Origin of the sequence: Paeniroseomonas aquatica (assembly GCF_030409335.1) — a bacterium.
Lineage (GTDB): Bacteria > Pseudomonadota > Alphaproteobacteria > Acetobacterales > Acetobacteraceae > Belnapia > Belnapia aquatica.
The window spans coordinates 37,580-62,781 of sequence record NZ_JAUFPN010000006.1; the positions used below are offsets into that span (position 1 = coordinate 37,580).

The 25,202-nt window shown below is 71.6% G+C and carries 28 protein-coding genes and 1 pseudogene; 8 read left to right on the forward strand and 21 right to left on the reverse strand.

What is annotated here, in order from left to right; all coding sequences use genetic code 11:
- The first annotated feature begins 172 nt into the window (after positions 1–172).
- The 5 genes from QWZ14_RS00785 to QWZ14_RS00805 all read left to right on the forward strand — a co-directional run bounded on the left by QWZ14_RS00785 (position 173) and on the right by QWZ14_RS00805 (position 3,704).
- Positions 173–928, forward strand: a complete 756-nt coding sequence (locus QWZ14_RS00785; RefSeq protein ID WP_290314639.1) for a COG4705 family protein — start codon at positions 173–175, stop codon at positions 926–928.
- Positions 929–1,113: 185 nt separating this feature from the next.
- Positions 1,114–1,449 carry a PepSY domain-containing protein gene (locus QWZ14_RS00790; protein WP_290314640.1) on the forward strand — a complete coding sequence of 112 codons (336 nt, stop codon included), beginning with the start codon at positions 1,114–1,116 and terminating at the stop codon, positions 1,447–1,449.
- 58 nt (positions 1,450–1,507) lie between these two features.
- Positions 1,508–2,419, forward strand: coding sequence for an ABC transporter ATP-binding protein (locus QWZ14_RS00795; protein ID WP_290314641.1), 912 nt, complete (start codon positions 1,508–1,510; stop codon positions 2,417–2,419).
- On the forward strand, positions 2,416–3,168 hold the full coding sequence (locus tag QWZ14_RS00800) for an ABC transporter permease subunit (protein WP_290314642.1): 753 nt from the start codon (positions 2,416–2,418) through the stop codon (positions 3,166–3,168). Before QWZ14_RS00795 ends, QWZ14_RS00800 begins: the two co-directional genes overlap by 4 nt.
- 5 nt (positions 3,169–3,173) lie before the next feature.
- Positions 3,174–3,704, forward strand: a complete 531-nt coding sequence (locus QWZ14_RS00805; protein ID WP_290314643.1) for a hypothetical protein — start codon at positions 3,174–3,176, stop codon at positions 3,702–3,704.
- A gap of 12 nt (positions 3,705–3,716) precedes the next feature.
- Here the strand turns inward: QWZ14_RS00805 and QWZ14_RS00810 are convergent, their stop codons facing one another.
- Positions 3,717–3,839, reverse strand: coding sequence for a hypothetical protein (locus QWZ14_RS00810; RefSeq protein ID WP_290314644.1), 123 nt, complete (start codon positions 3,837–3,839; stop codon positions 3,717–3,719).
- A gap of 95 nt (positions 3,840–3,934) precedes the next feature.
- On the opposite strand from QWZ14_RS00810, the gene QWZ14_RS00815 reads away from it, so the two are divergent.
- A complete protein-coding gene (locus QWZ14_RS00815; RefSeq protein WP_290314645.1) occupies positions 3,935–5,836 on the forward strand; it encodes a bifunctional DedA family/phosphatase PAP2 family protein in 1,902 nt (633 codons plus the stop codon).
- Positions 5,837–5,998: 162 nt separating this feature from the next.
- Here the strand turns inward: QWZ14_RS00815 and QWZ14_RS00820 are convergent.
- Positions 5,999–7,292, reverse strand: a pseudogene (locus QWZ14_RS00820) (ISAzo13 family transposase).
- 204 nt (positions 7,293–7,496) lie between these two features.
- Here QWZ14_RS00820 and QWZ14_RS00825 point away from each other — a divergent pair.
- Entirely contained in the window at positions 7,497–8,444 is a 948-nt protein-coding gene (locus QWZ14_RS00825; RefSeq protein ID WP_290314646.1) for a LysR family transcriptional regulator, read from the forward strand.
- Here the strand turns inward: QWZ14_RS00825 and QWZ14_RS00830 are convergent.
- Genes QWZ14_RS00830 through trbB form a run of 10 tightly spaced genes read right to left on the reverse strand, consistent with a single transcriptional unit; the run spans position 8,423 to position 17,536 of the window.
- On the reverse strand, positions 8,423–8,680 hold the full coding sequence (locus tag QWZ14_RS00830; protein WP_290314647.1) for a DUF2274 domain-containing protein: 258 nt from the start codon (positions 8,678–8,680) through the stop codon (positions 8,423–8,425). The two genes, QWZ14_RS00825 and QWZ14_RS00830, sit on opposite strands and share 22 nt — an antisense overlap.
- 3 nt (positions 8,681–8,683) lie before the next feature.
- The gene (locus QWZ14_RS00835; protein WP_290314648.1) at positions 8,684–9,844 is read right to left on the reverse strand and encodes a TrbI/VirB10 family protein; all 1,161 of its coding nucleotides are present in this window, start codon (positions 9,842–9,844) and stop codon (positions 8,684–8,686) included.
- The gene (gene trbG, locus QWZ14_RS00840) at positions 9,841–10,800 is read right to left on the reverse strand and encodes a P-type conjugative transfer protein TrbG (RefSeq protein ID WP_290314649.1); all 960 of its coding nucleotides are present in this window, start codon (positions 10,798–10,800) and stop codon (positions 9,841–9,843) included. Before trbG ends, QWZ14_RS00835 begins: the two co-directional genes overlap by 4 nt.
- Complete coding sequence (gene trbF / locus QWZ14_RS00845; RefSeq protein WP_290314650.1) at positions 10,797–11,480, reverse strand: conjugal transfer protein TrbF; 684 nt, start codon at positions 11,478–11,480, stop codon at positions 10,797–10,799. The genes trbG and trbF overlap by 4 nt, the downstream gene beginning before the upstream one ends.
- Positions 11,480–12,742: a P-type conjugative transfer protein TrbL gene (trbL, locus tag QWZ14_RS00850; RefSeq protein WP_290314651.1), complete on the reverse strand. Its 1,263-nt coding sequence runs from the start codon at positions 12,740–12,742 to the stop codon at positions 11,480–11,482. Before trbL ends, trbF begins: the two co-directional genes overlap by 1 nt.
- 44 nt (positions 12,743–12,786) lie before the next feature.
- Positions 12,787–13,536 carry a P-type conjugative transfer protein TrbJ gene (gene trbJ, locus QWZ14_RS00855; RefSeq protein WP_290314670.1) on the reverse strand — a complete coding sequence of 250 codons (750 nt, stop codon included), beginning with the start codon at positions 13,534–13,536 and terminating at the stop codon, positions 12,787–12,789.
- Positions 13,536–15,971: a conjugal transfer protein TrbE gene (gene trbE, locus QWZ14_RS00860; protein ID WP_290314652.1), complete on the reverse strand. Its 2,436-nt coding sequence runs from the start codon at positions 15,969–15,971 to the stop codon at positions 13,536–13,538. The genes trbJ and trbE overlap by 1 nt, the downstream gene beginning before the upstream one ends.
- Before the next feature lie 7 nt (positions 15,972–15,978).
- The gene (locus tag QWZ14_RS00865; RefSeq protein ID WP_290314653.1) at positions 15,979–16,251 is read right to left on the reverse strand and encodes a VirB3 family type IV secretion system protein; all 273 of its coding nucleotides are present in this window, start codon (positions 16,249–16,251) and stop codon (positions 15,979–15,981) included.
- Positions 16,251–16,571 (reverse strand): TrbC/VirB2 family protein, encoded by a 321-nt coding sequence (locus QWZ14_RS00870; RefSeq protein WP_290314654.1) that lies wholly within the window; start codon positions 16,569–16,571, stop codon positions 16,251–16,253. Before QWZ14_RS00870 ends, QWZ14_RS00865 begins: the two co-directional genes overlap by 1 nt.
- Entirely contained in the window at positions 16,568–17,536 is a 969-nt protein-coding gene (trbB, locus tag QWZ14_RS00875; RefSeq protein ID WP_290314655.1) for a P-type conjugative transfer ATPase TrbB, read from the reverse strand. The genes QWZ14_RS00870 and trbB overlap by 4 nt, the downstream gene beginning before the upstream one ends.
- Before the next feature lie 110 nt (positions 17,537–17,646).
- Between trbB and QWZ14_RS00880 the strand changes: the two genes are divergently transcribed.
- On the forward strand, positions 17,647–18,096 hold the full coding sequence (locus QWZ14_RS00880; RefSeq protein WP_211847694.1) for a hypothetical protein: 450 nt from the start codon (positions 17,647–17,649) through the stop codon (positions 18,094–18,096).
- A gap of 114 nt (positions 18,097–18,210) precedes the next feature.
- Here QWZ14_RS00880 and QWZ14_RS00885 read toward each other — a convergent pair whose 3' ends face one another.
- From QWZ14_RS00885 to QWZ14_RS00925, 9 genes are all read right to left on the reverse strand, one after another.
- On the reverse strand, positions 18,211–18,627 hold the full coding sequence (locus QWZ14_RS00885) for a hypothetical protein (RefSeq protein WP_290314657.1): 417 nt from the start codon (positions 18,625–18,627) through the stop codon (positions 18,211–18,213).
- A 75-nt stretch (positions 18,628–18,702) separates the two neighbouring features.
- Positions 18,703–18,831 carry a hypothetical protein gene (locus tag QWZ14_RS00890; protein ID WP_290314658.1) on the reverse strand — a complete coding sequence of 43 codons (129 nt, stop codon included), beginning with the start codon at positions 18,829–18,831 and terminating at the stop codon, positions 18,703–18,705.
- Between the two features lie 80 nt (positions 18,832–18,911).
- Positions 18,912–19,889, reverse strand: a complete 978-nt coding sequence (locus QWZ14_RS00895) for a Bug family tripartite tricarboxylate transporter substrate binding protein (protein WP_290314660.1) — start codon at positions 19,887–19,889, stop codon at positions 18,912–18,914.
- A gap of 152 nt (positions 19,890–20,041) precedes the next feature.
- On the reverse strand, positions 20,042–21,016 hold the full coding sequence (locus QWZ14_RS00900) for a Bug family tripartite tricarboxylate transporter substrate binding protein (RefSeq protein WP_290314662.1): 975 nt from the start codon (positions 21,014–21,016) through the stop codon (positions 20,042–20,044).
- Positions 21,013–22,161, reverse strand: a complete 1,149-nt coding sequence (locus QWZ14_RS00905; protein ID WP_290314663.1) for a CaiB/BaiF CoA transferase family protein — start codon at positions 22,159–22,161, stop codon at positions 21,013–21,015. Before QWZ14_RS00905 ends, QWZ14_RS00900 begins: the two co-directional genes overlap by 4 nt.
- On the reverse strand, positions 22,158–23,135 hold the full coding sequence (locus tag QWZ14_RS00910; protein WP_290314665.1) for a Bug family tripartite tricarboxylate transporter substrate binding protein: 978 nt from the start codon (positions 23,133–23,135) through the stop codon (positions 22,158–22,160). The genes QWZ14_RS00905 and QWZ14_RS00910 overlap by 4 nt, the downstream gene beginning before the upstream one ends.
- Positions 23,132–23,533 carry a Zn-ribbon domain-containing OB-fold protein gene (locus QWZ14_RS00915; protein ID WP_290314666.1) on the reverse strand — a complete coding sequence of 134 codons (402 nt, stop codon included), beginning with the start codon at positions 23,531–23,533 and terminating at the stop codon, positions 23,132–23,134. Before QWZ14_RS00915 ends, QWZ14_RS00910 begins: the two co-directional genes overlap by 4 nt.
- Position 23,534: 1 nt before the next feature.
- Positions 23,535–24,662 (reverse strand): thiolase family protein, encoded by a 1,128-nt coding sequence (locus tag QWZ14_RS00920; protein WP_290314667.1) that lies wholly within the window; start codon positions 24,660–24,662, stop codon positions 23,535–23,537.
- Positions 24,659–25,202, reverse strand: a 544-nt coding sequence (locus QWZ14_RS00925; RefSeq protein WP_290314668.1) for a Bug family tripartite tricarboxylate transporter substrate binding protein, incomplete at its 5' end; no start/stop codon positions are given. The genes QWZ14_RS00920 and QWZ14_RS00925, both read right to left, overlap by 4 nt.

Here is a 25,202-nt window from a genome sequence, read left to right on the forward strand (position 1 = left end):
GATCGGTATAGGCGGGGTCACCGAAGGACGAACCGACCCAGACCTTCATGCGGCAGGCGCCCGGGCATCGCGGTGCGGAGCGGATTTCAGGAGACTGGCCATGACAGGTTTTCGCGCTGGTGCACCATCGGCGGCGGCCCATCCACCGGTAGACCTGGCGCGAAGCCCCGGCATGGCGATGCTCAACAAGGTGCCGGAGGTCACGCTGGCCTTCTGGGTCATCAAGATCCTGGCCACCACGGTCGGCGAGACCGGCGCCGACTTCATCGCGGTGACGATGAATTTCGGCCTGAACGGCACCTCGATCATCATGGGCGTGCTGCTGGCCGGGGTGCTGGCGTTGCAGCTGCGCACCCGGCGCTACGTGCCCTGGGTCTATTGGCTGACCACGGTGCTGGTCAGCGTTGTCGGCACACTGGTGACCGACAACATGGTGGACAATCTCGGCGTCACCCTGCCCATGGCGACGGCGATCTTCGCCGTGGCGCTGAGCGCGACCTTCGCCGCCTGGTATGCGAGCGAGCGGACGCTCTCCATCCACAGCATCCACACCACCCGGCGCGAGGTGTTCTACTGGGCCGCGATCCTGTTCACCTTCGCGCTCGGCACCGCCGCGGGCGATCTGGCCGCCGAGGGGCTGCAGATCGGCTACGCCTGGTCCGCGGTGATCTTCGCGGGCCTGATCGCGGCCGTGACGGCGGCGCATTTTGGCCTGAAGGCCAACGCCATCCTGGCCTTCTGGATCGCCTATATCCTCACCCGGCCGCTGGGCGCCTCGCTCGGGGACCTGCTGTCGCAGCCGGCGGATGCCGGCGGCCTCGGCCTTGGCACCGTGGTGACGAGCGGCCTTTTCCTCGCTGTGATCCTGGCCCTGGTCGTCTGGCTGACAGCGAACCGCAGGCAGGGCGCCGTGGTCCAGGCGAGCTGACCACCGCGCCGGTCTTCTGAATCGGCCGCGCCGGCACCGACCGGCGCGGCCTTTTTCATGCGCAGAACGGCTGAATGGGGATCAACGATCGGTATAGGCCGGACCACCCCCCCCAATCACGCGGGCCCTAGGGTTCCTCTGGCCGGATCAGTCCGATCCGCCGAAACGATACAGGAAACCCACACATGTTCCGCAACAAGTTCGCTCCCTACGCCCTGGCCACCGCACTCCTGCTAGGAGCCGCCGGCGCCGGCACCGTGGCGCTCGCCAGCGAACGAGAGCGTGACCGCGACACCACCGCCGAGATGCAGGCCGTGGCCGCGATGCGCACCACCCTGCCGCAGGCGATCGCCGCGGCCGAGCAGGCCACCGGGGGCCGCGCCATCGAGGCGGGCGTGGACCACGAGGATGGCCGGCTGACGCTGAAGGTCGAGACGCTGAAGGGCACCGAGCGGCAGGAGGTGACCATCAACCCGGATACCGGTGCGGTGCTCCACGTCGCCGCCGCCGACGAGGACTGACCGACCCGCTTCCCCCGCCCGCGCTCCGCGGGCGGGGCGCATGGTCCAGGAGATTCCCATGATCCTCGCGATCAACGACCTGAAGCTGAGCATCGACGGCACGCCGGTGCTGCATGATGTGCACCTGTCCCTCGATGCCGGCGAGGTCTATGGCCTGCTCGGCCCGAATGGCGCCGGCAAGAGCACGACCATCGCGGCCGCCGTCGGCCTGCTGCCGGCCGATGCCGGCACGGTCGCGGTGTTCGGGCAGGACCCGCGGCGCGAACCCGACGCGGTCCGCGCCCGTATCGGCGTACTGCCGGAGCGCAACGGCTTCTACGACTGGATGAACGGCCCGGCCTATCTCGGCTTCTTCGCCGCCCTTTATGGCCGGGAGGTATCCACGACGGCGCTGGAAGCGATGCTCGCACGCGTCGGGCTGGCGCCGCGCCCGGGCCAGCGCATCGGCACCTATTCGCGCGGCATGCGCCAGCGCCTGGGACTGGCTCGCGCGCTGATCGCCGAGCCGAAGCTGCTGGTGCTGGACGAGCCGACCAACGGCCTCGATCCCCGCGGCCGGCGCGATGTCCATGACCTTCTCGCCGGGCTGGCGCAGGAAGGGACGGCGATCCTGCTGTGCACCCACCTGCTCGATGATGTCGAACGCCTCTGCCACCGTATCGGCATCATCGTCGCCGGGCGGACGGTGGCCGAGGGCAGCCTTGCCGAACTCGCGGCCGGCACCGGCCGGCACGACCGCTTCGCGATGCACCTGGATCGTCCGCTCGCCCCGGATGTGGTGCTGCCGGACGGCCTGAGCATCGTGGCCCGGGACGATCCATGGATCACCGTCGATCTTGCCCCTGGCACCGATCCGGCCGGGATGTGGCGCGCCCTGCTGTTCGCCGGCTGGCCCATCCGGGAAATCCACCGCGATGCCGGCGGGCTGGAGGCGCTGTATCTCGCGCTGACCGAAGGTAAGGCACCATGACCGCCGCCGGACAGATCGCCCGCAAGGAAGCCGGCGAACTGCTGCTCGACCTGCGCGGCCAGGCCTGGCTGCTGGCCATGGCCTGCGCCCTGTCGGCCTTCTCGCTGCTGCTGGTCGGCAGCGCCGAACTAAGCCTGCTGGACAATGCGCAGGTCGTCTACGACATGGCCGGCATAGCCACCGCGCTCGGTGCCCTGCTGGCCTTGGTGGTCGGCGTCGATGGCATCGGCGGCGAACGCGAACGTGGCAGCCTGGTGCCGCTGCTGCTGACCCCGGCTTCGCGCGGCGCCATCCTGCTGGGCCAGATCGGCGGCGTGGCCATGGCCTGGGCGGCGATGCTGGCGCTGGCCGTGCCGTTCCTCTGGGCGGTCGGCAGCACCGGCCAGAACCTGTGGGACGGCATGGCGGTGCTGGTGTTGCTGGGAACGCCGGTGGTCCTGGGCTTCGGCCTGTTCGGGCTCGGGCTCGGCGCCAGGCTGGGCTCGACCCGGGCGGCGCTGCTGGCGGGTCTGATCGGGCTGCTGGTGGCGGCCAGCCCGCTGCTGATCGGGCCGAGCCTGCGGCAATCGGCACTCGGCGGGATGTTCGATGCGGTCAATCCCTTCTCGGCCGCGGTCAATGGCTATGACCTCGTGATCATCGACAGCCAGGGCCTGCTCTCGCAATGGATGTCTCTCGCCCACACGCTGGCATGGCTCGCGCTGATGCTGTGGTTCGCCCATGCGGCATTCCGCCGCGTGCGCCGGTAGGAGCGATGACGATGTCCCGCATGTTTCTGGCCGGCGCGGTGGCGCTCGGCCTGGGCGCCGCTCCGGCCCTGGCGGCCGAGGCGCTGCCGATCAGCATCTCCATGGCCCCTGCGGCGGCCAACCGTGCCTCCGCGCAAATGGGCGACCGGCTCAGTTTCCGAACGGTGATCCGCAACGACGGCACCACACCGGTCGGCGGCGTGATCGGCTGGGTCTCGCTGCTGCGGACCGATCCTGGCCAGGAACAGCCGATCGACCTGGAAGACTGGTCGGCCCACAAGGCGATCACGATCCCATCGCTGGCCCCGGGCGAGTCCGTCGCGACAGATTGGCCGTTCCGGCTGATCGCCAGCGGCACCTATCGCGCGGTGGTCAGCGCCGCGACCCGCGACGGCGCGGCCCTGGCCACCAGCCCCTTCGCCGACTTCACCGTCCGGGCCAAGCCGTTGGTGGAGTCACGCAGGGTCCTGCCCGTGGCGTTGGGCCTGCCGCTGCTGATCGGCGCCGGCATGCTGGTCACGGCGCGGCGGCGTTGAATGCCGAGACCATTAGACCTCATGGAGGCCGACCCCATGCCCCGCAGCCTGTTCACCTGCCTCATGCATGCGGCCATCGCCCTGGCCGTCGTCGCGCAGCTTGTCGGCATTGGCCTGGCCGAGCCGCCCAGCCATGGCGCGCCGGGCAACCTCGCCTTCTTGGTCCCTGGGCTGCTGCCCTGGTCTTCGTCGCGGCGGCAGCGGAGAGCATCGCCATCATCGGTGCCATCGTGCCTGGCACCGCCATCATCGTCGCCGTCGGCGCGCTGGTGGCGCTGGGGCACCTGAACCTCTGGGTCATCCTGGCGGCAACCGCCGCCGGCGCCGTCCTCGGTGACGGGTTGTCCTTCTGGATCGGCCATCGCTACCGCGACCGGCTGCGCGGCATCTGGCCCTTCGCGCGCAGGACGGAATTGCTGGACCGCGGCGAGGCCTATTTCCTGCGGCGCGGCGCCGTCAGCATCCTCATTGCTCGCTTCGTGCCGGTGATCCGTTCCACGGTACCGATCGCCGCCGGCATGTTGGGCATGAGGGTCGGCCGATTCTATGCCGCCAACGTCGCTTCGGCGCTGGTTTGGGCGCCGGCCCATGTGTTGCCAGGCGTCTTGGCCGGTACGGCCCTGGCCGCGGCCGGCGCGGTCAGCATGCGGCTCTGGGTGGCGGTGGCCGCGCTTCTGGCCCTGGTGCTGGCTACGCTCTGGGCGCTGCGGGTGGGCGGGGCGATCGGCTATCGGTGGCTCGGCCATGGCCGTGCTGCACTGGCCGGCTGGGCGGCGCGGCGCCAGGATCTCGCCGGTCGCCTCGGTCGCTTCGCGACCGCTCCCGAACAGGCCGACCGGCGCATCAGCGCGCTTCTGGTCGCGCTGGCAGCCGGTTGCCTGCTGGGCTTCCTGGCGTTGTTGGAAGGCGTGGTCGGGCGCGATACCGTCGTGCGGGTCGACGGCGCGGTCCTGGCCCTGGTCGCGTCGTTACACAACCAATGGAGCGACCCGGTCATGCTTGCCGTAACCAGGCTCGGCGACACCTCCATGAACCTGATGGTGAGTGGCGCGATGATCGGCTGGTTGCTGCTGCGCCGGCAGGTCCGCCTCGCGGCAGGCGTACTGGTCGCCATTGCGGCAACGGCGGCGCTGATGACGGCGATCAAACTCGGCGTGCAAGCCGGCCGGCCGCCGCTGGTGACGCCGATCGCCTCCGGCTTCTCCTTCCCCAGCGGGCACAGCACCATGGCGGTGGTGACGCTGGGCCTGCTCGGCTGGCTCGTCGCGGGCGGGCAAGGCGGGCAAGGCGGGCGCTGGCGCAGGCTGGCCCTGGTCCCGATCCTGTTGCTGATCGTGCTGATCCTGTTCTCCCGCGTCTACCTGGCGGCGCATTGGCCATCAGACGTGGTGGGCGGGATGCTGCTGGGTGCCGCGGTGGTCGCGTGCTTCGCGGTCGTGTTTCGCGATCTGCGGCATGAGGTGGTGGCGCCGCTTGCGCTGGCGGCGGTGGTCGGTGCCGTGCTGTTGGCCTTCGGCGGTGCACGGATCGCCACTCATCTCGGCCCGGACCTCGCCGTGTTGCACAGCAACGCATTGCGGCCGAGCCTTCTCGCCGAGCCCTGGCGCGATGGTGGCTGGCGCCGTCTGCCGACGCATCGCAGCGACCTCGGCGGCGAGGGTGAGGAACCCATCCTCCTGCAATGGCGGGGCTCGCCTGCCTCCCTCGCAGCGGCGCTCACCGGCGATGGCTGGCAGCCGCTGCCTGGCTGGTCGGCTGCGGCGCTCGGCCGCATGCTGGTTCCATCCACGCCAGCCATGGACTTGCCGGCGCTGCCGATGATGGACCGCGGCCGGACACCGGCCCTCACCTTGGCACGGCCGGGCGGGGCGGCCGACCAGCGTCTTGTCCTGCGGGCCTGGGTCTCAGGGTGGCAGGACCCGGTGCGGCCGGATCAGCCGCTGCTGATTGCGTCCGTGATGCGCGAGACCTCGGCACCGATCGCGCGCCTGCTGTCACTGCCGCGGCCGCGCGAGACGGGCGACTGCGCCGCGATCGGCGGCCTCGCAGGCGGGGCGCCGACCGACCGCAGCCTGGCCCCGCGCGACGGCGGCTGCGGCGGCGTGCTTCGGCTCCGGCCCACCGCGTCGTGATGGAACGGGCATGGCAGGCGCTGACGGAATAGCCAACCTCCGTTGCGCGTAAGGTCGATTGGGCGCCGGCCACGCCCTTTTGCACGAGCGCTGCCGTGGCAGGTGGTTAAGGCTGTCGCTGCACTTACTATCTCCCTAAGGGTCTGACGCAAAATAACTACTTCAAGGCGGCTGCTGGTTGGGTGAGATGGTGTAGTTCCACTCGCCGTGGAACGGATCACGCTCGATGGCGAGCGCGGCCATCTCGGCATCGGTGACCTTAACGCCCTTGGGATAGCTGCTGGCATCGAGTTCGCAGCGTACCGTCAGGCCAGTCTTCGTCGTCGTGGCGCCAATCATCTGGACGATGACCTGGTGGCTGACCAGCGGCTTGCCGCGCCAGTTCTGCGAGATAGCGGCGAAGAGGCGGTGCTCGATGCGGTTCCACTTGCTGGTCCCAGGCGGCAGGTGCGCCACGGTGACCGCCAGGCCGCACTCAGTGGCGAAGCGCTGCAACTCGCGCTTCCACAGCCGTACCCGGACGCCGTTGCTGCCGCCGCAGTCGGCGGTGATGACCAGTCGCTTCGCCGCCGGGTAGCGAGCCTGGCCCAGCTGCTGCCACCAGCGCCGGATGCTCTCGACCGCGAAGGCTGCCGTGTCAGCATCCACGCCGACGCTGACCCAGCCGGCATTGGCGGCGAGGTCGTAGACGCCATAGGGCGCGACCTTGCCCAGCTCCGGCAGCTCGAAGTCATGCACCCGCACCGGCTCCGGCTGGCCCTTCGGACGCAGTTCGCGGCCGGANCGCGACCTTGCCCAGCTCCGGCAGCTCGAAGTCATGCACCCGCACCGGCTCCGGCTGGCCCTTCGGACGCAGTTCGCGGCCGGAGTTCTTGAAGTCGCCAACCAGCTCTTTCTTTTTGGTATCGACCGAGATGGCCGGCTGGCCTGCCGCCATCGCCGCCTGCACGACGGTGTTGATGTGAGTGAACTGAGCATCGCGGTCGGGGTGCTTCGTTCCCTCCAGGGTCTTGCGGTTGGCCTGACAGCTGTATCCCTGCTCGCGCAGCAGCAGGCCCACCAGCTTCTGGCTCACGGCGAAGCCGCGCTCGCACAAGGCTTGAGCGATCCGGCGCTGGCTGCGGCTCACCCAGCGCAGCGGCGTCTCCGGATCACCGCGGATAGCGTCCTCGATCAGCGCCTCCAGCGCCGCCGGCAAGCCTGGCTGCAGCACCACCGCACGCTTGCGTCCCCCGCCCTCACGGCGGACCCGCTGCCCGATCGGATTGGAGCCACCTTGCAGCTCCACGATGGCGCGCTGGATCGTGCTGCGCGCCAGGCCGGTCGCCAGGGAAACTGCGGTCACTCCGCCATAGCTGATCGCCAAGGCCTCATTCGCCGCAAACAGCCGGCGTCCTCGCTCGTCCAGAAACGGGACAGCCCGCCGATACCGCGCCCGGATGTCATCCACATCGATCACCCCAACAGGCTACGCCGGCCTGCCAGCACCACGTCAGCTGACCTACGCCCATATCCCGCTGCCGGTCATCACATTTGATTTATTTATTTCGCGTCAGACCCTAAGTCTGCGGCCGGTCCTGCGCGACCGAATGAGGGCATCGCGCTCCATGGCCCGCGCTCGACCGGGATCGGGGTCGGCCGGCAATGGAGGCTGGCCCACGTGCCGCGACAGCCTGAACGGTGGGGAGCGAACGCCGGCCTCCTGGGCGCAATTGACCTGCGAGGACTGACGCTGGCGATCGCGGTGGCGCGGAGCGGCAGTATACGATTGGCGGCGCGCGGGGCGGGTCTGACAGTATCGACGGTCAGCCGGCGGCTTCGTGCGCTGGAGGACGGGCTGGGCGTGTCCCTTTTCGAGCGGCGACCGTCGGGCGTGAAGCTCACGGAGGCAGGCGAAAGGTTCCTCGCGGACGCGACGCGGCTGCTCGACGAGGTGCGGGACGCCGCGAGCCGGGCGCGGGATGCTGGATCGGCAGCGACCGGACGGCTGGTGATCGGCACCTACTTTTCGGCCTCAACTGGCCGCTTCCGGGACTCTTTGGTGCGATTTGTCCGGCAGCGCCGACGAATCGAGGTTCGGATTCGGGAGGGAGGAAGGCACGACCTCTTGACCGCGGTCCGTCGCGGAAACATTGACCTAGCCCTGTTGCTGGGCCCGAACGAGGAGCCGGGGCTCGACCGTCTGGCACTTTGGCAGGAGGCCGGCATGGTCGCGTTGCCGGCGGACCATGCGCTGGCCAGTCGGCTGATGGTGCTTTGGTCCGACCTGGTCGCGGAGACCTTCAGTATTTCGCGCCGGGGGTCAGGGCCGGAAGCGCGCGAGAAGGTCGAGGCGCTGCTGCCGTCCAGTCACAAGGCGCGCTTCGTCGAGCAGGACGTCGGCCGAGAGGCGATGTTCAACCTGGTCGGCGCGGGGCTCGGCGTTGCCGTGCTCGCGGAGTCTGCCTCCGGGGCATCCTATCCGGGCGTCGTATTCCGGCCCGTCGGCAATGAGACCGGTCCGACGATGGTGGAGGCTGCCGCGTACTGGGACCCCAAGCGCGACAACCCCGCCCTGCGAAGGTTCCTGGCGCAGCTGCGTGCCACTCAGGGATCGCGCGCTGGCTGAGCCTGCGACCCGCGAGATCGAGGTGAGGGCCGGCGTGCTGAGCGGAAGCCTCGGTCGCTCGCCAGGAACCGCGCCAGCATCGGCGCGACGAGCTTCGTGGGCTCAACCTGCTGCCCCGTCTCGCGCGAGAGCGCTTCCGCATAGGCGACCAGGTCGCGGTGGAGATCCGCCGGCAGCTCCACGCTGAGCTTCACCGGACGGTCGTCGAGGATCGGGCCGAGCTTCAGCTTCGGCATGGGTCAGCCTCCGTAGGGCTCGAGTACGAGGTCACGGTGAACGATGACGCGCACCGGAAAGCCAGGGCGCACAGTCAGCGTCGGCGGGACGGAGAGCTGCCGTCGGACGATCTCCTCGCCCGCACGGCCGACGGTGTCCTGGCCGCTTTCACGAATCGCGCGCGCGATGTCGCTTTCGTCGTCGCGGCCGAGTTCGAGGCCGAAGTTCAGCAGCGTTGCCAGGCCCGCGGCCAGGAAGAGCCGCCCCCAGTGGTAGTCCACGCCGTCCTCGAGCCCGGCATAGCCGGCCTCGTCGGCACCGGGCATGCGCTCCAGCACGATGGAGCGTCCGTTGGGCAGGATGAGCCGGTTCCAGACGAGCAGGATGCGCCGCTGCCCGAAGCTGACGCGGCTGTCGTAGGCCCCGATCAGGCGCGCGCCCTGCGGGATGAGCAGGTGCCGTCCGGACGGGCTGTCGAAGACGTTGGCCGTGACCTGTGCCGTGATCTGCCCCGGCAGGTCGGAGCGGAGGCCGGTCAGCAGCGCGGCGGGAATGACGCTGCCGGCCTGGATGACGAAGGGGCTGGCGGGCGCCTGGAGCCGGTCCGGCGACGTCGTGCCGCGGTCCGCAGGAGCGGCCAGGAAGGCCAGGCGCCGACCGGTGGCGTCGGGGCCGGCGGGCATGGCCGCAAGGTCTGCTGCTGGTTGCGCGGTGGGCGCACCGGCGCGGGGTTCCCCCCGTGCCTCCACCTGCACGAAGAGCCTGCTGGTGCGCGCCGCTTCGATCTCCTGCATCCGCCGCTGTTCGGCCGGATCAGCGGTCGTGGTCACCGCCGGCGGCACGACCGGTTGGCCACGCTCCTGCGCGCGCACGATCGGACGCCCAAGATCGCCCGGAAGCGGCGGCCCCAGCTGTGGGATGCCAGCATAGTCGCGCGGCAGGCCGGCCAGGCCGTCGGCCTGCGGGTTCCGGTCGGTGCTGTAGAGCTCGCGCGGCCCCTCGCCGCTGCTCCGGCCCTGGAGGGCCACGATCAGCGCCGTCCCGATGCCAAGCCCGGCCGCGACGCCAAGGCCGATCAGCACCCGCCGAGAGAGCCGCACCACGCGCGGTGGGTCGGGGCGCAGGCGGAGCGCAGCGGCGATGTCGCGCTCGCTCCCGCCCCGTTCCGGCGCCGCGCCACTCATCTCGCGCGGCCATCGGTGCGCACGATGCGCACGCGCTGCTGCCTGTCGCCGAGGCGCAGCTCGGCCGCCGCGAAGAGCCGGTCGACGATCACAAAATTCTGCCGGACGCGGTAGTTGACGAGCTGCCCCTCGCCCTCCGGCCCGATGACGAAGAGCGGCGGCATCTCGCCCTGACCGATGCCGCGCGGGAACTCGATGAAGACCTGCCGCCCGTCGTCGAAGGCGCGCAGCGGCCGCCAGGCCGGGCTGTCGCCCTCGATGTCGTAGCGGAAGCGCAGCCGCGCGAGATCGAGACCCTGCTCGACGGGGGCCGTGGCGATCTGCCGGCGCAGCGCGATCAGCGCGTCCTGCGGATACTGCCAGGACACGGAGGCCATGTAGGTGCGCTCGGTGGAGCGCAGCTCGAGCAGGTAGGTGCGGCGATCGGTGTTGATGATCAGGTTGGTGGTCAGGTCCGGCCGCGTGGGCTTGACGATGATGTGCACGCGGCGCGTGGGGCCTGTGCCGCTCTCGGTGTCGCCGATGATCCAGCGCACCGTGTCGCCGGCGGCGACGGGACCGTTGCCGACCAGCGTCTCGCCCTCCTGCAGCATGATGGCAGTGACCTGACCGGGGGCGGTGTAGACCTGATAGAGCGCGCCGGGCGTGAAGGGGTAGACCTGCACCGCGTTGATGAACCCGGCGCGCACGGGCTGCACCCGCGCGGCGGCGTTGGCCTGGTTGACGCGCAGCGTGGGATCGGGCGGCTCGGGCGTGCGGCGCGAGGGCGGGATGCGCTGAAGCTGGCCCGGCAGCGGCAGCGGCGTCGGCACCTCGACGATCTCGACGGGCCGCGGCGGTTCCGGGATCTGCGTCGCCTGGATCGGCTCGTCGTCGTAGCTGATCTCGGGCGGGCGGAAGGCGCAGGCGCCGAGGCCGAGCAGGACAAGCGCCAGAGTGGGGTGTGCGTGCCTCATTGCCCGAGCTCCCGCGACCAGTTGATGGCGTGGACGAAGATGCCGAGGGGGTTCTTGCGCAGCCGCTCGGCATCGCGCGCAGGCTGGACCGCGATGGTCAGGATCGCGGTCCAGCGCTCGGTGCGGGCTAGCTGGCCGTTCTCGTAGGTGCGCTCTATCCAGGCGACCCGAAAACTGTCGTCGGAGGCGCGGATGACGCTCGAGACCTCGACGGCGACCTGCTGGCGGCCAACGCGGCGGAAGGGATCGCTCGCGCGCGCGAAGTCGTTCAGCGCCAGCGCGCCGCGGTCGGTCGCGAAGTCGTAGGCGCGCAGCCAGTTCTGCCGGACGATGATCGGGTCGGCGGCGATGCCGCGCACCTGCTCGATGAAGCGCGCGAGGTGCCAGGCGATCTGCGGGTCGGTCGGCCGGAAGTTTGCGATGGCCGGCGCGACGGCCTGCGCCTCGCCGAGCCGGTCGACCTGCACGACCCAGGGCACGATCGTGCCACGGGCGGATTGCCAGATCAGTGCGGCGGCAAGGCCGGCAATCAGCGCGAGTTCGCCGAGCGCCATGAGCCGCCAGTTGCGGGCCTGGACGCGGGCGGAGCCGATGCGCTCGTCCCAGGCCTGGGCGGCGCGCTGGTAGGGTGTCTCGGGTTCCGGCGTGCGGCCGTAGCGGACGGAGGGACGGCGGAACATCAGCGATCCTCCGAAAGGCGGATGGAGGAGCCGGCGCCGCCGCCATCGCCGGAGCGGATGGCGTGGCCGAGCGTGGTGACGCCGTGGCTCAGCGCCTGGCCGCGGCGCATGCGGCGGGCCCAGGCGGGAGCGCCGGAGGACGGTGGCGGGTCCGAGGGCGGCGAGGCGCCGCCGGAGACGGCCGCGCTGCCGGCGGCGTGGCTGGCGCGAAGGCTGCCGGCGGCGCTGCGTAGCGGGCTCATGGCGCCCGAGCCCGCGGCGATCGCCACGCCCGAAGCGCCCCCGCTGCGGTAGGCGGTGCTGCTTGCGCCGAGCGCATAGGCGGAGCCCCGCGCGCCGGCGCCGATGGCCGAGCCTGCTGCACCGACCGCGGCCGCGCCGGTGCGCACAGCCGCGGCGCCGGCCACCATGGCTCCGCCCGCCGCGAGCCCGGTGCCGACCGCCGCGCCCGCGCCGAGCTGCGGCCCGCCCGAGATCAGCCCGTTGGCGATGCCTGGCCCGAAGATCCCGAGTGCGAGCAGCGCCAGCGCCGCGAGCACGATGGACATCGCCTCGTCGATGGTCGGCTGGTTGGCGCCGAACCCGGCGGTGAACTGCGCGAACAGCGTCGAGCCGATGCCGACGATGACGGCCAGCACGAGGACCTTCACGCCGGAGGAGACGACGTTGCCGAGCACGCGCTCGGCGAGGAAGGCAGTCTTGCCGAACAGCCCGAAGGGCACCAGCACGAAGCCCGCGAGCGTGGTGAGCTTGAACTCGATCAGCGTCACGAAAAGCTGGATGGCCAGGATGAAGAAGGACAGCAGCACGACCGCCCAGGCGAACATCAGGATCGCGATCTGGACGAAGTTCGTGAAGAACGAGATGTAGCCCATCAGCCCTGAGACGGCCTGGAGCAGCGGCCGCCCAGCATCGAGACCGACCTGCGCAACCCGGCCCGGCTGGAGCAGTTGCTGCGCCGTGATGGTCGAGCCCGAGGCGACCAGGCCGAGGCCGGCGAAGCTGTCGAAGATGACCTGGGCGAGAAAGTTCCAGTTGCCGATGATCCAGGCGAAGACGCCCACGAAGAGGGTCTTCTTGATCAGGCGGGCGATGATGTCGTCGTCCGCACCCCAGGCCCAGAAGAGCGCGGCGAGGGTGATGTCGATGACGATGAGCGTCGCGGCGAGGAAGGCCACCTCGCCGCCGAGCAGCCCGAAGCCGCTGTCGATGTAGCGGGTGAAGACGTCGAGGAAGCGGTCGATGACGCCGGTGCCGTTCATGGCACGTCCCGAGATGTGCGGGGATGCGGCGCCACGACCACGCCTCAGGGACCATGGAACATGCGGGCGGAGCCGGGCTGATAGCCGGCGCCGGGTGCCAGGAACCGCTCCAGCTGCTCGCGCGCCTGCTCCTCGCCGCTGGCGACGCGCGCCGCCTCGAGCGCCTGGGCGCGGCCCTGCGCGGCGAGGAGCGCGGTGAGGTCGGCGATCTGCTGGGACTGGAGGGCGAGCAGCTGGTTCCCCGCCTGCGCCGCCTGGAGCGCTCCGGTCGCGCCCTGGCTCTGGCCGATCAGCGCCTCGATCTCGGCGCGGGTGCCGGTCAGGTTGCCGACCACCGTGGCCTGGGTCATCAGCGCGTCCTGGAAGCCGGCGACCGAGGTCTGCCAGCGCTCGCGCGCGTTGGCGAACATCTGCTGGCTGGAGCCGAGCGAGGCGGCGCTGCCGTAGCCCTGTGTGAAGGCGCGCTCGATGTCGGTGACCTCGTAGGCCAGGCGCTGGGCGCGGGCGATCAGCTGCTGCGTGCGCGCGAAGGACTGCTGCAGCCGCATGAGCGAGGAGTAGGGCAGGCTCGCGAGGTTGCGAGCCTGATTGATCAGCATCTGCGCCTCGTTCTGGAGCGAGGCGATCTGGTTGTTGATCTGGTCCAGCGCGCGGGCGGCGGAGAGGATGTTCTGCGCGTAGTTCCACGGATCGAAGACCGTCCACTGCGCCTGGGCGGGCGTGACCGTGACGGGGAGCGGCAGCGTGACGAGGGCCGCGCCGACCAGCGCGGCGCGGAGCGGGCGGTGGATCATCATGGGGTGTTCTCCGAGGGGTCGGGCAGGAGCTCGGCGGCCCAGTCGAGGCCTCGGCGCAGCAGCCAGGCGCGCGCGAAGCCGGCGCGGCCATGCGCGGCGAGGATCTCGGCGATGGCGGCCTGGTCGGTCTTGGAGGAAGCCGCGCAGAAGGAGAGCGCGACATCCGACAGCCCCAGCTCGAAGAGCCGGTTGCCGCGGCGGGACTGGCAGTAGTAGTCGCGCTTGGGCGTCCCGCGGGCGAGGATTTCTGTCTGTCGGTCATTCAGCCCGAAGCGCGCGTACATCGCGGCGATCTGCGGCTCGAGCGCGCGCTCATTCGGCAGGAAGATTCTGGTCGGGCAGCTCTCGATGATCGCCGGCGCGATGGTGGAGCCGTTGACGTCGGCCAGGGACTGGGTCGCGAAGACCACCGAAGCGTTCTTCTTGCGGAGCGTCTTGAGCCATTCGCGCAGCTGCGCACCGAAGGTGGCGTCATCGAGCGCCAACCAGCCCTCATCCACGATGATCAGCGTTGGCCGACCATCGAGGCGCCGGCCGATGGCGTGGAAGAGGTACGCCAGCACGGCGGGGGCAGCGGCGGTGCCGATCAGCCCCTCGGTCTCGAAGGCCTGCACCTCGGCCTCGCCCAGCCGCTCCGCCTCGGCGTCGAGCAGCCGGCCCCACGGGCCGGCGAGGGTGTAGGGCTCCAGCGCGCGCTTGAGCCCCTGGGACTGCAGCAGCACGGCGAGACCGGTTAGGGTGCGCTCGTGGGCGGGCGCGGAGGCGAGGCTGGTCAGCGCCGACCACAGGTGGTCCTTGACCGCCGGATCGATCGCGACGCCCTCTCGGGCGAGCAGGCCGGCGATCCACTCGGCGGCCCAGGCGCGTTCCTCCGGCGCGTCTATGCGCGCTAGCGGTTGCAGCGCGACCGGCTCGGACATTTCGCCCGCCAGCGCGCCGCCGAGGTCGTGCCAGTCTCCGCCCATGGCGATCGCGGCGGCGCCGATCGAGCCGCCGAAGTCGAAGGCGAAGACCTGCGCGTCCGTGTAGCGGCGGAATTGCAGCGCGATCAGCGCCAGCAGCACCGACTTGCCCGCGCCGGTCGGGCCGATGACCAGCGTGTGCCCGACATCGCCCACATGCAGCGAGAAGCGGAAGGGCGTCGCCCCCTCCGTCCGTGCGTGGAAGAGCGGCGGGCCGCCGAGATGCTCGTTCCGCTCCGGCCCGGCCCAGACCGCCGAGATCGGCACGATGTGGGCGAGGTTCAGCGTCGAGATCGGCGGCTGGCGGACATTGGCGTAGAGGTGTCCGGGCAGGCTCCCGAGCCAGGCCTCGACGGCGTTCACCCCCTCGCGGATGACCGTGAAGTCGCGGGACTGGATGACCTTCTCGACGAGGCGGAGCTTGTCGTCGGCCGCTCGGGGGTCCTCGTCCCAGACGGTGACGGTCGCCGTGACATAGGCCCAGCCGGCGATGTCCTGGCCGAGTTCCTGTAGCGCCTCGTCGGCATCGGTGGCCTTGTTGGCGGCATCGCTGTCGAGCAGGACGCTCTGCTCGTTGGTCATCACCTCCTTGAGGATCGCTGCGATCGATTTGCGCTTGGCGAACCACTGGCGGCGGATGCGGGTGAGCAGCTTCTGCGCGTCGGTGCGGTCGAGGCAGATGGCGCGGGTGCACCAGCGGTACTCGAAGGCGAGCGCGTTCAGCTCGTCGAGAATCCCCGGGAAGGTGGCGCTCGGAAAGCCGATGATGGTGAGCACGCGCAGATGCGCGTCACCGAGACGGGGCGCGAGGCCCCCCATCAGCGGCTGGTCGGCCAGCAGCGCGTCGAGATGCATCGGCGTCTCGGGGACGCGGACCAGGTGACGACGGGTGGAGACTGTGGAGTGCAGGAAGGTCAGCGTCTCGGCATCGTCGAGCCAGCGCGCCTCCGGCACGAAGGCCTGGATCTGGTCAAGCACGCGGTCGGTACGGTCGATGAAGCTGCGCAGCGCCTCGCGGCCGGTCGCGGCGTCGGCGCCCTGCGTGCCCTCGTAGAGCCATCCCTCGGCACGCGCGGCGTCATCGGCCGGCGGCAACCAGGCGAAGGTGAAGACGTAGCTGCTCTCGAAATGCGCGCCGGCCTCCTCGAACTGGGCGCGGCGCTCGGCGTCGACCAGGGCCGAGACAGGGTCTGGGAAGGTGCTGGCAGGGTAGCCGCGGGCCGGCACCCGCTGCGCCTCCGCGAAGACGGCCCAGCCCGAGCCGAGGCGCCGCAGCGCGCCGTTCAGCCGCGCTGCCGTCGCCGCGAGCTCGGCCGGCGTGGCGCTGTCCAGGTCCGGACCCCGGAAGCGCGCGCTGCGCTGGAGGGAGCCGTCCTTGTTTAGCACCACACCGGGCGCTACCAGCGCGGCCCATGGCAGGAAGTCGGCGACGGTCTGGGGCTTCCGACGGTACTCGGCGAGGTTCAGCATCGCCGCCTCACACGCGCAGCCAGGCCGGGTAGCGCAGATGCCGGCGCACGACCTCGACGAACTGCGCATCCCGTCGCGCCGCCCAGACGGCGGCGAGGTGGCCGACCAGCCAGATCAGCACGCCGGCGACCCAGAGCCGCAGCCCGAGGCCGATCGCCGCGGCGAGCGTGCCGTTGGCGATGGCGACCGCGCGCGGCGCTCCGGCGAGCAGGATCGGCTCGATCGGCGCGCGGTGCACCGGTGCCGAGAAGCCCGGCACCGGATCGGCCGGCGCGGCCATCAGATCAGCGCCCCGCCGCCGAACTGGAAGAAGGACAGGAAGAAGCTCGACGCCGCGAAGGCGATCGAGATCCCGAAGACGATCTGCACCAGGCGGCGGAACCCGCCCGACGTGTCCCCGAAGGCGAGCGTCAGGCCGGTGACGATGATGATGATCACCGCGATGATTTTGGCGACCGGCCCCTCGATGGACTCCAGCACCTGCTGCAGCGGCTGCTCCCAGGGCATGTTGGAGCCGGCGGCATGTGCGGGCGCGGCGAGCGCGAGGCAGAGCGCGAAGGCGGCCGCACCGGCGAGGCGCGCGCGCAGCGTGGACGTCATGGGGTGTCTCCTGCTGGGGTGAGGTCGTAGTCGCCCGTGGCGGTGAGACCGCGCACGTGGGCGAGCTCGGCAAGGCGGCGATCGGCGCCGCGGCCGGCGAGCACAGCGATGACGTCGATGGTCTCGGCGATCAGGGCGCGCGGGACCGTGACGACGGCTTCCTGGATCAGCTGCTCGAGGCGGCGCAGCGCGCCGAGCGCGGAGCCAGCGTGAATGGTGCCGATGCCGCCGGGATGGCCAGTGCCCCACGCTTTGAGGAGGTCGAGCGCCTCGGCGCCGCGCACCTCGCCGATGGGGATTCGGTCGGGGCGCAGGCGGAGCGCACGCCGGACCAGCTCGGAGAGCGAGACGACGCCGTCCTTGGTGCGCAGCGCGACCAGGTTCGGCGCGCGGCATTGGAGCTCGCGGGTGTCCTCGATCAGCACGACGCGGCCGCCCTCGCGGGCGACCTCGGCGAGCAGGGCGTTCGTCAGCGTGGTCTTGCCGGTGGAGGTGCCGCCGGCGACCAGGATGTTGCGGCGCTCCGCGACAGCAGTGCGCAATGCGGCGGCCTGGGCTGCCGTCATGATGCCGGCGGCGAGGTAATCCTCCAGCGTAAAGACCGCGACGGCGGGTTTGCGGATCGCGAACGCAGGAGCGGCGACGACCGGCGGCAGCAGGCCCTCGAAGCGCTCACCGGTCTCGGGCAGCTCCGCCGAGACGCAGGGACGATCGGCATGCACCTCCGCGCCGATATGATGCGCGACGAGGCGGATGATACGCTCGCCGTCGGAGAAGGAGAGACAGCGACCGGTATCGGCGAGGCCCTCAGCGAGGCGGTCGATCCAGAGCCTACCGTCAGGGTTCAGCATCACCTCGACGACGGCGGGGTCTTCGAGCCATGCCGCGATGCCGGGGCCGAAGGCCGTGCGCAGCATCCGCGCGCCACGTGCGGTCGTCTCGGCCTTGAGCGGATGCAGCGACATGCGGTCCCCGTGGCGGCGCCGCGGCGGAGGCGCCGCAGCGGGCGGGGACGATTAGAGAGCGGCAGGTCAGGGCAGGTTCAACAAGCAAGAGATCGGAGTAGTAGCATAGCGTGGAGAGGCAGGCTTTCGCATCACCACGAAGTCGCAAGCAGCTTCATCGGACGGTTTCCCCGGTCGCGCTGATCGGCGTCATCGGCTTCGACGGGCGGTTCGAGCTTGAGGCGCTGCGGCTCTACGCCCTGCCAGAGGATGCGCCAGCGATCCTCTACCGCTGCCCCTCGCTGCCGGCCGCGACACGGACGCTGGCGCTGGAGACGATCTGGGACCTTCCGAGCCTCGGTCCTGGCGCGACGGCGAACGTTGACGTCACGGTGCCCGGTGCACAGCGGGGCGACTTCGCCGACGCGTCGCTCGACATCAGCAGCATCGCCTTCGTGCTGGATTGCCACGTGTGGTCCAACAGCACCGTGCGCATCACGGCCCGCAACGTCAGCGCGTCGACGGTGGGTCTCGCCGTGGCGCCACTGGCGGTGCAGGTGGTGAAGCGGCGGGTGCCGTAAGCGGCGGTTCAAGGCGGGGCGACGGGAGGCGCACGACCGTGGCCGCAAGCGCCATTTTGTGCGCCCTCCGGCTGAGAGATTGACGTCCATCAACGACACCGGCGGCGGCCACGCTTAGCCTAGCCATATGCGGCGTGTCCATGCAAGCTGGGGCGCCGTCAGCAGGGCTGGCACCCTGCGGCGCGCCGCGGAGGGTGGCGCGTCGCCCGGTCCCCGGATGCGCCGCGCGCGTCGCCCGGTTTTGGCCGGCGCCGCCCGCCGCTCAGCCAGCCAGCGGTGGACCTGCCGGCTGCCGCCGAGGAAGCCGCGCTCGCCAAACTCGCGCCAGAGGGCCATTGCGTTCTCGCAGTCCTCGGCCACGCGTGCCCCGAGGTAGGGGAGATGGGGATCGAGGATGCTCGACCCCGGGCCGTGCGCCATCCGCGCCGGGAAGCTCTCCGCGCGGGCGTACTTGCGCACGGTTCCGAGCGCCAGGCCCATCGCGCGCGAGATGCCGAGCAGCGTCCCGCCCGCCAGATGCCGGCGACGCACTTCCTCGTAGGGCGCCTGCCATCGCGCGCGGCTCTCGGCGCCGGCCGCTCGCTCGGGCGCGCTGCGCGGGAAGGCCTAGTCGCGGAGGGTCAGGGTGGCGGCGGCCCCTGCCTCGGCTCCGCCCGGCGGCGGCACCGGCAGCACCGGTAGGCGCCGGAGCTGGGCGTGGGCGCCGTGCAGCCAACGCTCGAGGGCTTGGCGCACGCAGGGCGTTCACCCGACGATGAACCGTGCTGCCGCCGCGCCCGCGCATCGTCGCAAGCGGACTCGCAAGGGGCCCGGTCCTACCCGTCGAGCCGCGCTCCCGACCGGCGCACCACCTCGGCCCATTTCGCGTTCTCGGCGGCGATGAAGCGATCGAACTCGGCCGGGCCCATCGGCCGGGGCTCGGTGCCGATCTCGCGCAGCTTCGCCTGCACGCCGCGCTCGGCCAGCGCCTCGAGGATCGCGCCGGCCAGGCGCTCGACCACCGGCCGGGGCGTGCGCGCCGGCACCTGGGTCGCGAACCAGGCGACCGCCTCGAAGTCGGGGATGCCGCTCTCGGCCACCGTCGGCGTATCGGGCAGCGAGAACCAGCGATTAGCCGAGGTCACGGCGAGCAGCCGCAACCGTCCCGCGGTCACATGCGGCAGGTAGGATGGCAGGTTGTCCACCGCGACATGCACGCGCCCGGAGAGCAGTTCGGGGATCACCCCGCCGGTGCCGCGGAAGGTCACGATCTGGAGGTCGATGCCGGCGCGGGTCTTGAGGTATTCGCACGAGATGTGCCCGGAGGTGCCGTTGCCGGGCACGCCGCAGTTCAGCTCCCCGGGCCGACGCCTGGCCAGGGCGAGCAGTTCGGCGAAATTGGCCTCGGGCACCTCCGCATTGACGAAGACGCCGTTCGCGACCTGGTTGACCAGCGCGACGGCGGCGAGCTCGTCCGGCCGGAAGGGCATCCGGGCATAGAGATAGGGGTTGATCGCCGCGGTGCCGATGGTGGCCATCAGCACCGTGTATCCGTCAGGTTCCGACCTGGCGACGTATTCGGCGCCGATGTTGCCGCCGGCCCCGGCGCGGTTCTCCACCACCACGGGCTGGCCGAGGGTGACGCTCAGCCTTTCGGCCAGCATGCGCGCCGTCACGTCGGTGGCCCCGCCGGCGAGGAACGGGACGACCAGGCGGATCGGGCGGCCGGGCCAGGGGGCCTGGGCGCGGAGCACGGCCGGCGCGGCGAGGATGGGCAGCGCGGCGATGGCGGCGCGGCGGGTCATGGTGTTCATCTTGGACCTCCCTGTTTACTTTTGCTCGACGCTACCGTCGCGCGGAGCGCGAGGGAAAGACGCCTGGCGCCGCCGGCATCCCCCCGCCCGACGGCGGCGGCGGTCCCGGGCGAGACCGGCATCGGCAGGCGCGCCGTGCCCCCGGTGCGGGGTCAGCCCGCGCGCAACTGGCCTTCGCGCACCAGGCGGCGCCAGTCCTCGATCTCGCGGCGCACGAAGGCGGCCAGATCCTCGGGCGAGCCGACGCGATAGCTGCTGCCCTCGGCAGCGATCTGCGCCTGCATGTCCGGCCGGCCGGCGATCTCGCGCATCTTGGCGTTGAGCTGCAGGATCACCGGCCGCGGCGTGCCGGCCGGGGCGAACAGGCCGATCCAGGAAAACACGGCGTAGCCCTCCATTCCCGGCAGGGACGAGACCAGCGGCAGTTCGGGCAGGCCGGGATGCGGCTCGGTTCCCGTGGTGGCCAGGGCGCGCAGGCGTCCCTCCCGCGCATGGGCCAGCACCTGCCCGCCATCCACCACCATGAGCTGGACGTCGCCGGCGAGCAGCGCCGTCACACCCTGCGGCGTCGAGCGATAGGAGACCTGCGTCATCTCGAGCCCGGCCAGGGCCTTGAGCATGGCGCCGCCGGCCATGCTGCCGGTGTTGCCGACGGCGTAGTTGATCCGCCCGGGATGGGCGCGGGCATAGGCGATCAGCCCGGCCATGCTGTGCACGGGCAGCGCGTTGTTCACCACCACGATCAGCGAGGAGTTGGTGACCAGCGTGACCGGGGCGAAATCCGCCACCGGGTCGTAGGGCAGGTTGGGCACCAGCGCGATATTGGCCGCATGGGTGCTGTTGGTGCCGTAGAGCAGCGTGTAGCCGTCCGGGCGCGCGCGCGCCACCGCCTCGGCCGCGATCACGCCATTGCCGCCGGGGCGGTTCTCCACCACCACCGGCTGGCCCCAGTCGAGCGACATGTAGTGGCCGAAGGAGCGCGCACGCAGATCGGTGGAACTGCCGGCGGTGAAGGGCACCAGCGCGCGGATCGGGCGCGAGGGGTAGCGTTCCTGCGCGCGCGCCGGCAAGGCGGCCGGCAATCCGGCCAGCGCCGCGGCCAGCCGGCGCCGTGCGATGCTTGTCATGTCTTGGTTCCTCCCATTCCCGCGGCCCGGTCCGGCGCGGCGCCGGGCAGCGCGGGCGCCGCCGCGCGGATCGCCGGCCTTTCGCCGTCGAAGGACACCGGTAGGCCGAGCAGGCGGTAATCCTCCCCGGGCACCGGCAGCAGCAGGCCGACCGCCTCGGTCTGCGGCTCGCGCGCCACCTCGGGGATGGTGTTGATCGGCCCGCAGGGCACGCCCGCCCGCTCCAGCCGCTCAAGCCAGGCCGCGCGCGAGCGCGTCGCCAGCACGGCGGCGATCTCGCCCAGCAGCGCCTCGCGGTTCTCGAGCCGGCGGCGGTTGGTCGCGAAGCGCGCATCCTCCGCCCAGTCCGGCCGGCCGAGCACCGCGGCGAAGGCGACGAACAGCCGGTCATTGCCGCAGCACACCATGAGCGGCGCATCGGCCGCCTGGAACGCCTGGTAGGGCACCATGTTGGGATGCCCGGTGGCGGTGCGTGGCAGCAGCCGTCCCTCGTTCAGCCAGGACGTCAGGCGCTGGCCGGTACAGACCAGCGCGGTCTCGAACAGCGAGGTGTCCACCACCCCGCCGCGCCCGGTCGCCTCGCGCCGGCGCAGCGCCGACAGGGCGCCGATCACCGTCCACATCGCCGTGCCGTAATCGACCACCGAGGCGCCGATGCGCTGCGGCGGCGCGCCTTCCTCGCCGCTGACCATGCACAGCCCGGCGAAGGCCTGCAGCAGCGGCTCGTAGCCCGGCCGCAGGGCGAGCGGCCCCTTGCGGCCGAAGGCGCTGATCGCGCAGTAGATCAGGCGCGGATGCCGCGCCAGCGTCTCCGCCGGGCCGATGCCGAGCGCCTCCGCCGCGCCAGGGCGCAGGTTGTGCACCAGTATGTCCGCCGGCGCGAGCAGCTCGTGCAGCCGCGCGCGGCCGCCGGGCTTGCGCAGGTCGAGCACCACCGAAGCCTTGCCGCGGTTCATCTCGTGGAAGGTGAGGCTGTCGCCGCGGCGGAAGGCCGGGCCCATGCCGCGCGAATCATCGCCGCCCGGCTTCTCCACCTTGACCACCTCGGCGCCGAGATCGGCGAGGATGGCGCCGACGAAGGGGCCGGCCAGCACCTGGCCGAGCTCGACCACCCGCAATCCGGCAAGGGGGGCCGGCGCGCTCATTGCGGCTCGATCCCGGCCTGGCGGGCGGCCTCGCGCCAGCGCTCCACCTCCTGCGCGACGAAGCCGGCCACGCCCTCGGGCGGCAGTTCGGAGGGGATCGTGCCTTCCTCGGTCATGCGCGCGCGCAGCCCGGGCTCGCGGCCGATCGCGATCACCTCGGCATTGAGCCGGGCGACGATCTCCGCCGGCGTGCCGGCGGGGGCGAAGATCGCGCTCCAGGAGGCCACCGCATAGCCGGGAAGGCCCGCCGCCCCGGCGACCGTGGGCACGCCCGGCAGCGCCGGGACCGCGGCATCGACCGTGACCGCGAGCGCGCGGACGCGGCCCTGGCGGATCTGCGGCAGCGCCACGACGGCGTCGCTGAACATCACCTGCGCCGCGCCGGCGATGACGTCGAGGATCGCCTGCGCGTTCGACCGGTAGCTCACATAGGTCATGGACACTCCGGTCCCGGCCTTGAACATCTCCGCCGCGAGATGGGAGGAGGTGTTGCCGCTGGCGTAGTTCAGCGCGCCGGGATGGGCCCGCGCATGGGCGATCAGCCCGGCCATGTCGCGCACCGGCAGGTCGTTCGAGACCACCACCACCAGCGGCGTCCGCCCGATCAGCGCCACCGGCGCGAAATCCGCCACCGGGTCGTAGGGCAGGCGGCGGAACAGCACCGGATTGGCGGCGTGGGTGGTGTTCGAGGTGAACAGCAGCGTGTAGCCATCGGGCCGCGCGCGCGCCACCGCCTCGGCGGCGAGGATGCCGCTGCCGCCGCCGCGGTTGTCCACCACTACCGGCTGGCCCCAGGCGGCGGCCAGGCGGTCGGCATAGAGCCTGGCGCGCACGTCGCTGCCGCTGCCCGGCCCGAAGGCCACGATCAGGCGGATCGGCCGCGCCGGATAGGTCTCGGCCCGCGCGGGGCGCGCCGCCGCGCCGAGCAGCAGCGCCGCCGCCGCCCGCCGGGGCAGCGGCGCCCACCCGTTCACGCGGCCCCCACCGGGGCGAAGCGCGGCAGGTTCACCCCGAAATCCGACTGCACCTCGAGGCGCACGCGCATCCCCGCGGCGATGCTCTCATGCGGGGCGAGGATGTTGGTGATCAGCCGCGGCCCCTCGTCGAGCTCGACGATCGCGACATTGTAGGGCAGGCGGTCGCGGAAGGCGTCGTGATAGGCGGTGTGATAGACCACCCAGCTGATCACCTGCCCCGTGCCCGCGGCCTTCTCCCAGGCGGCGCCCTCGCGCAGGCAGGCGGGGCATTCGCGCCGCGCGGGCAGCCAGCGATGGCCGCAATGCGGGCAGTGCTGGAAGCGCAGCTCCCCGGCGGCGAGGCCGGCCCAGTAGGCTTCGTTCAGCGGGGTGACCTCCGGTGTCGGCAGGGTCATGTCAGCCTCCGAGGATCAGGGTCGCGTGGGTGTGCATGGTGCCGCCCTGGTTGCTCACCAGCGCGTGGCGCACGCCGGGCACCTGGAGCGTGGCGGTGCCGCGCACCTGGCGCACCGCCTCGATCACCAGCTGCAGCCCCGGCATGCCGGTTTCCGAGAGCAGGCCCCCGGCGGTGTTGAGGGGCAGGTCGCCGCCGTGCTCGATGCGGCCCTCGCGCACGAAGCCCTCGGCCTGGCCGGGCGGGCAGAAGCCGTAATCCTCGAGCGTCATCAGCACGGTGATGGTGAAGCAGTCGTAGATCTGCGCCACCTGGATGTCGGCCGGGCCGAGCCCGGCCATGGCGAAGGCGTCGCGCGCCGCATCCTTCGCCCGGGTGCTGGTCAGGCAGGGGCGCTGCGTCACCTCCCAAGAGGTATGCGCCTGCCCCATGCCGAGGATCGGCACCGCCGCCTTCACCCCGAGCTCGCGCGCTCGGCGCGCCGACATCACCACCAGCGCGGCGGCGCCGTCGGAGATCAGCGCGCAATCGTCGCGCCGCAGCGGCGCGACCAGCGGCGCGGCGGCGACGTAGCCATCGAGCGTCAGCGGCTTGCGGAGCTGCGCGTTGGGGTTGGCTGCGCCATGCCGCCGCGCGGCCACCGCGACCGCGCCGAAGGCGGCCTCGGGCGTGCCGTGCTCGGCGACGTGGCGGCGGTGGATCATGGCGTAGCCGGCCGCGGTCGAGAACCAGCCGAAGGCGGCGTCGTCCCCGCGCGGGCGGGCATAGGTGGCGCGGCTGCCGCTGCGCGGATTGTCGGCGTAGCAGACCAGCGCCACCTCGCACATGCCGGCCTCGATCGCGAGGCAGGCGAAGGCGATGCCCGACATGTTGGCGGCTCCGCCCTGGTCGAGCGCGATGCCGATGCGCGGCTGCAGGCCGAGCGCCTCGGACAGGGTCTGGCCATAGAGGATCTCGCGCGCCGAGGTCGGCGTCTTGACGAAGACCCCGTCCACCGCCCGCTTCTCGATGCCGGCATCCTCGAGCGCGCGGCGGCAGGCCTCGACGTTCAGCGAGACGGTGGACCGTCCCGGCAGGGTGCCGAAGGCGGTGTGGCCGACCCCCGCGATGACGAACTTCCCGCGCATCATGACCTTCCTTCTCCGATCCCGGCGCGCGCGAGCACCTCGCGCCAATAGACGAGCTGGCGGCCGAGGAAGGCGCCGGCATCGCCGGGGCTGCCCCGCATCGGCACGGCGTTGAAGACGGCGAAGCGCTCGGCCGCCTCGGGCCGCGCCAGCACCTCGCCCATCGCCGCGTTGAGCTTCGCGACCGCCTCGGGCGGGGTGCCCGTCGGGGCGAGCGCGACATACCAGGAGCTGATGTCGAAGCCGGCGAAGCCGGATTCCGCCATGGTCGGCACCTCGGGCATCAGCGGCGAGCGCTCGGGCGTCGCCACCGCCAGCGCGCGCAGCCGGCCCTGCCGCACATGCGGAATGGTCGTCGTGCTGTCGAACATCGCCTGCACGGTGCCGGCGATGAGATCCGTCACCGCCCCGGCCGAGCCGCGATAGGGCACGATCTCGAACTCCACCCCCGCGGCGTGGCGGAACAGCTCGGCCGCGACATGGGGCGACTGCCCGGTGCCGGAGGAACCGAAGCTGAACCGCCCGCCGGCGGCGCGGATATGC

What these genes read in the sequence shown, in the direction of transcription:
- QWZ14_RS00785 (WP_290314639.1), top strand. Translation starts at nt 173, where the DNA reads ATGGCGATGCTCAACAAGGTGCCGGAGGTCACGCTGGCCTTCTGGGTC.
- QWZ14_RS00790 (WP_290314640.1), top strand. Translation starts at nt 1,114, where the DNA reads ATGTTCCGCAACAAGTTCGCTCCCTACGCCCTGGCCACCGCACTCCTG.
- QWZ14_RS00795 (WP_290314641.1), top strand. Translation starts at nt 1,508, where the DNA reads ATGATCCTCGCGATCAACGACCTGAAGCTGAGCATCGACGGCACGCCG.
- QWZ14_RS00800 (WP_290314642.1), top strand. Translation starts at nt 2,416, where the DNA reads ATGACCGCCGCCGGACAGATCGCCCGCAAGGAAGCCGGCGAACTGCTG.
- QWZ14_RS00805 (WP_290314643.1), top strand. Translation starts at nt 3,174, where the DNA reads ATGACGATGTCCCGCATGTTTCTGGCCGGCGCGGTGGCGCTCGGCCTG.
- QWZ14_RS00810 (WP_290314644.1), bottom strand. Translation starts at nt 3,839, where the DNA reads ATGGCTGGGCGGCTCGGCCAGGCCAATGCCGACAAGCTGCGCGACGAC.
- QWZ14_RS00830 (WP_290314647.1), bottom strand. Translation starts at nt 8,680, where the DNA reads ATGCCGAAGCTGAAGCTCGGCCCGATCCTCGACGACCGTCCGGTGAAG.
- QWZ14_RS00835 (WP_290314648.1), bottom strand. Translation starts at nt 9,844, where the DNA reads ATGAGTGGCGCGGCGCCGGAACGGGGCGGGAGCGAGCGCGACATCGCC.
- trbG (WP_290314649.1), bottom strand. Translation starts at nt 10,800, where the DNA reads ATGAGGCACGCACACCCCACTCTGGCGCTTGTCCTGCTCGGCCTCGGC.
- trbF (WP_290314650.1), bottom strand. Translation starts at nt 11,480, where the DNA reads ATGTTCCGCCGTCCCTCCGTCCGCTACGGCCGCACGCCGGAACCCGAG.
- trbL (WP_290314651.1), bottom strand. Translation starts at nt 12,742, where the DNA reads ATGAACGGCACCGGCGTCATCGACCGCTTCCTCGACGTCTTCACCCGC.
- trbJ (WP_290314670.1), bottom strand. Translation starts at nt 13,536, where the DNA reads ATGATCCACCGCCCGCTCCGCGCCGCGCTGGTCGGCGCGGCCCTCGTC.
- trbE (WP_290314652.1), bottom strand. Translation starts at nt 15,971, where the DNA reads ATGCTGAACCTCGCCGAGTACCGTCGGAAGCCCCAGACCGTCGCCGAC.
- QWZ14_RS00865 (WP_290314653.1), bottom strand. Translation starts at nt 16,251, where the DNA reads ATGGCCGCGCCGGCCGATCCGGTGCCGGGCTTCTCGGCACCGGTGCAC.
- QWZ14_RS00870 (WP_290314654.1), bottom strand. Translation starts at nt 16,571, where the DNA reads ATGACGTCCACGCTGCGCGCGCGCCTCGCCGGTGCGGCCGCCTTCGCG.
- trbB (WP_290314655.1), bottom strand. Translation starts at nt 17,536, where the DNA reads ATGTCGCTGCATCCGCTCAAGGCCGAGACGACCGCACGTGGCGCGCGG.
- QWZ14_RS00895 (WP_290314660.1), bottom strand. Translation starts at nt 19,889, where the DNA reads ATGAACACCATGACCCGCCGCGCCGCCATCGCCGCGCTGCCCATCCTC.
- QWZ14_RS00900 (WP_290314662.1), bottom strand. Translation starts at nt 21,016, where the DNA reads ATGACAAGCATCGCACGGCGCCGGCTGGCCGCGGCGCTGGCCGGATTG.
- QWZ14_RS00905 (WP_290314663.1), bottom strand. Translation starts at nt 22,161, where the DNA reads ATGAGCGCGCCGGCCCCCCTTGCCGGATTGCGGGTGGTCGAGCTCGGC.
- QWZ14_RS00915 (WP_290314666.1), bottom strand. Translation starts at nt 23,533, where the DNA reads ATGACCCTGCCGACACCGGAGGTCACCCCGCTGAACGAAGCCTACTGG.
- QWZ14_RS00920 (WP_290314667.1), bottom strand. Translation starts at nt 24,662, where the DNA reads ATGATGCGCGGGAAGTTCGTCATCGCGGGGGTCGGCCACACCGCCTTC.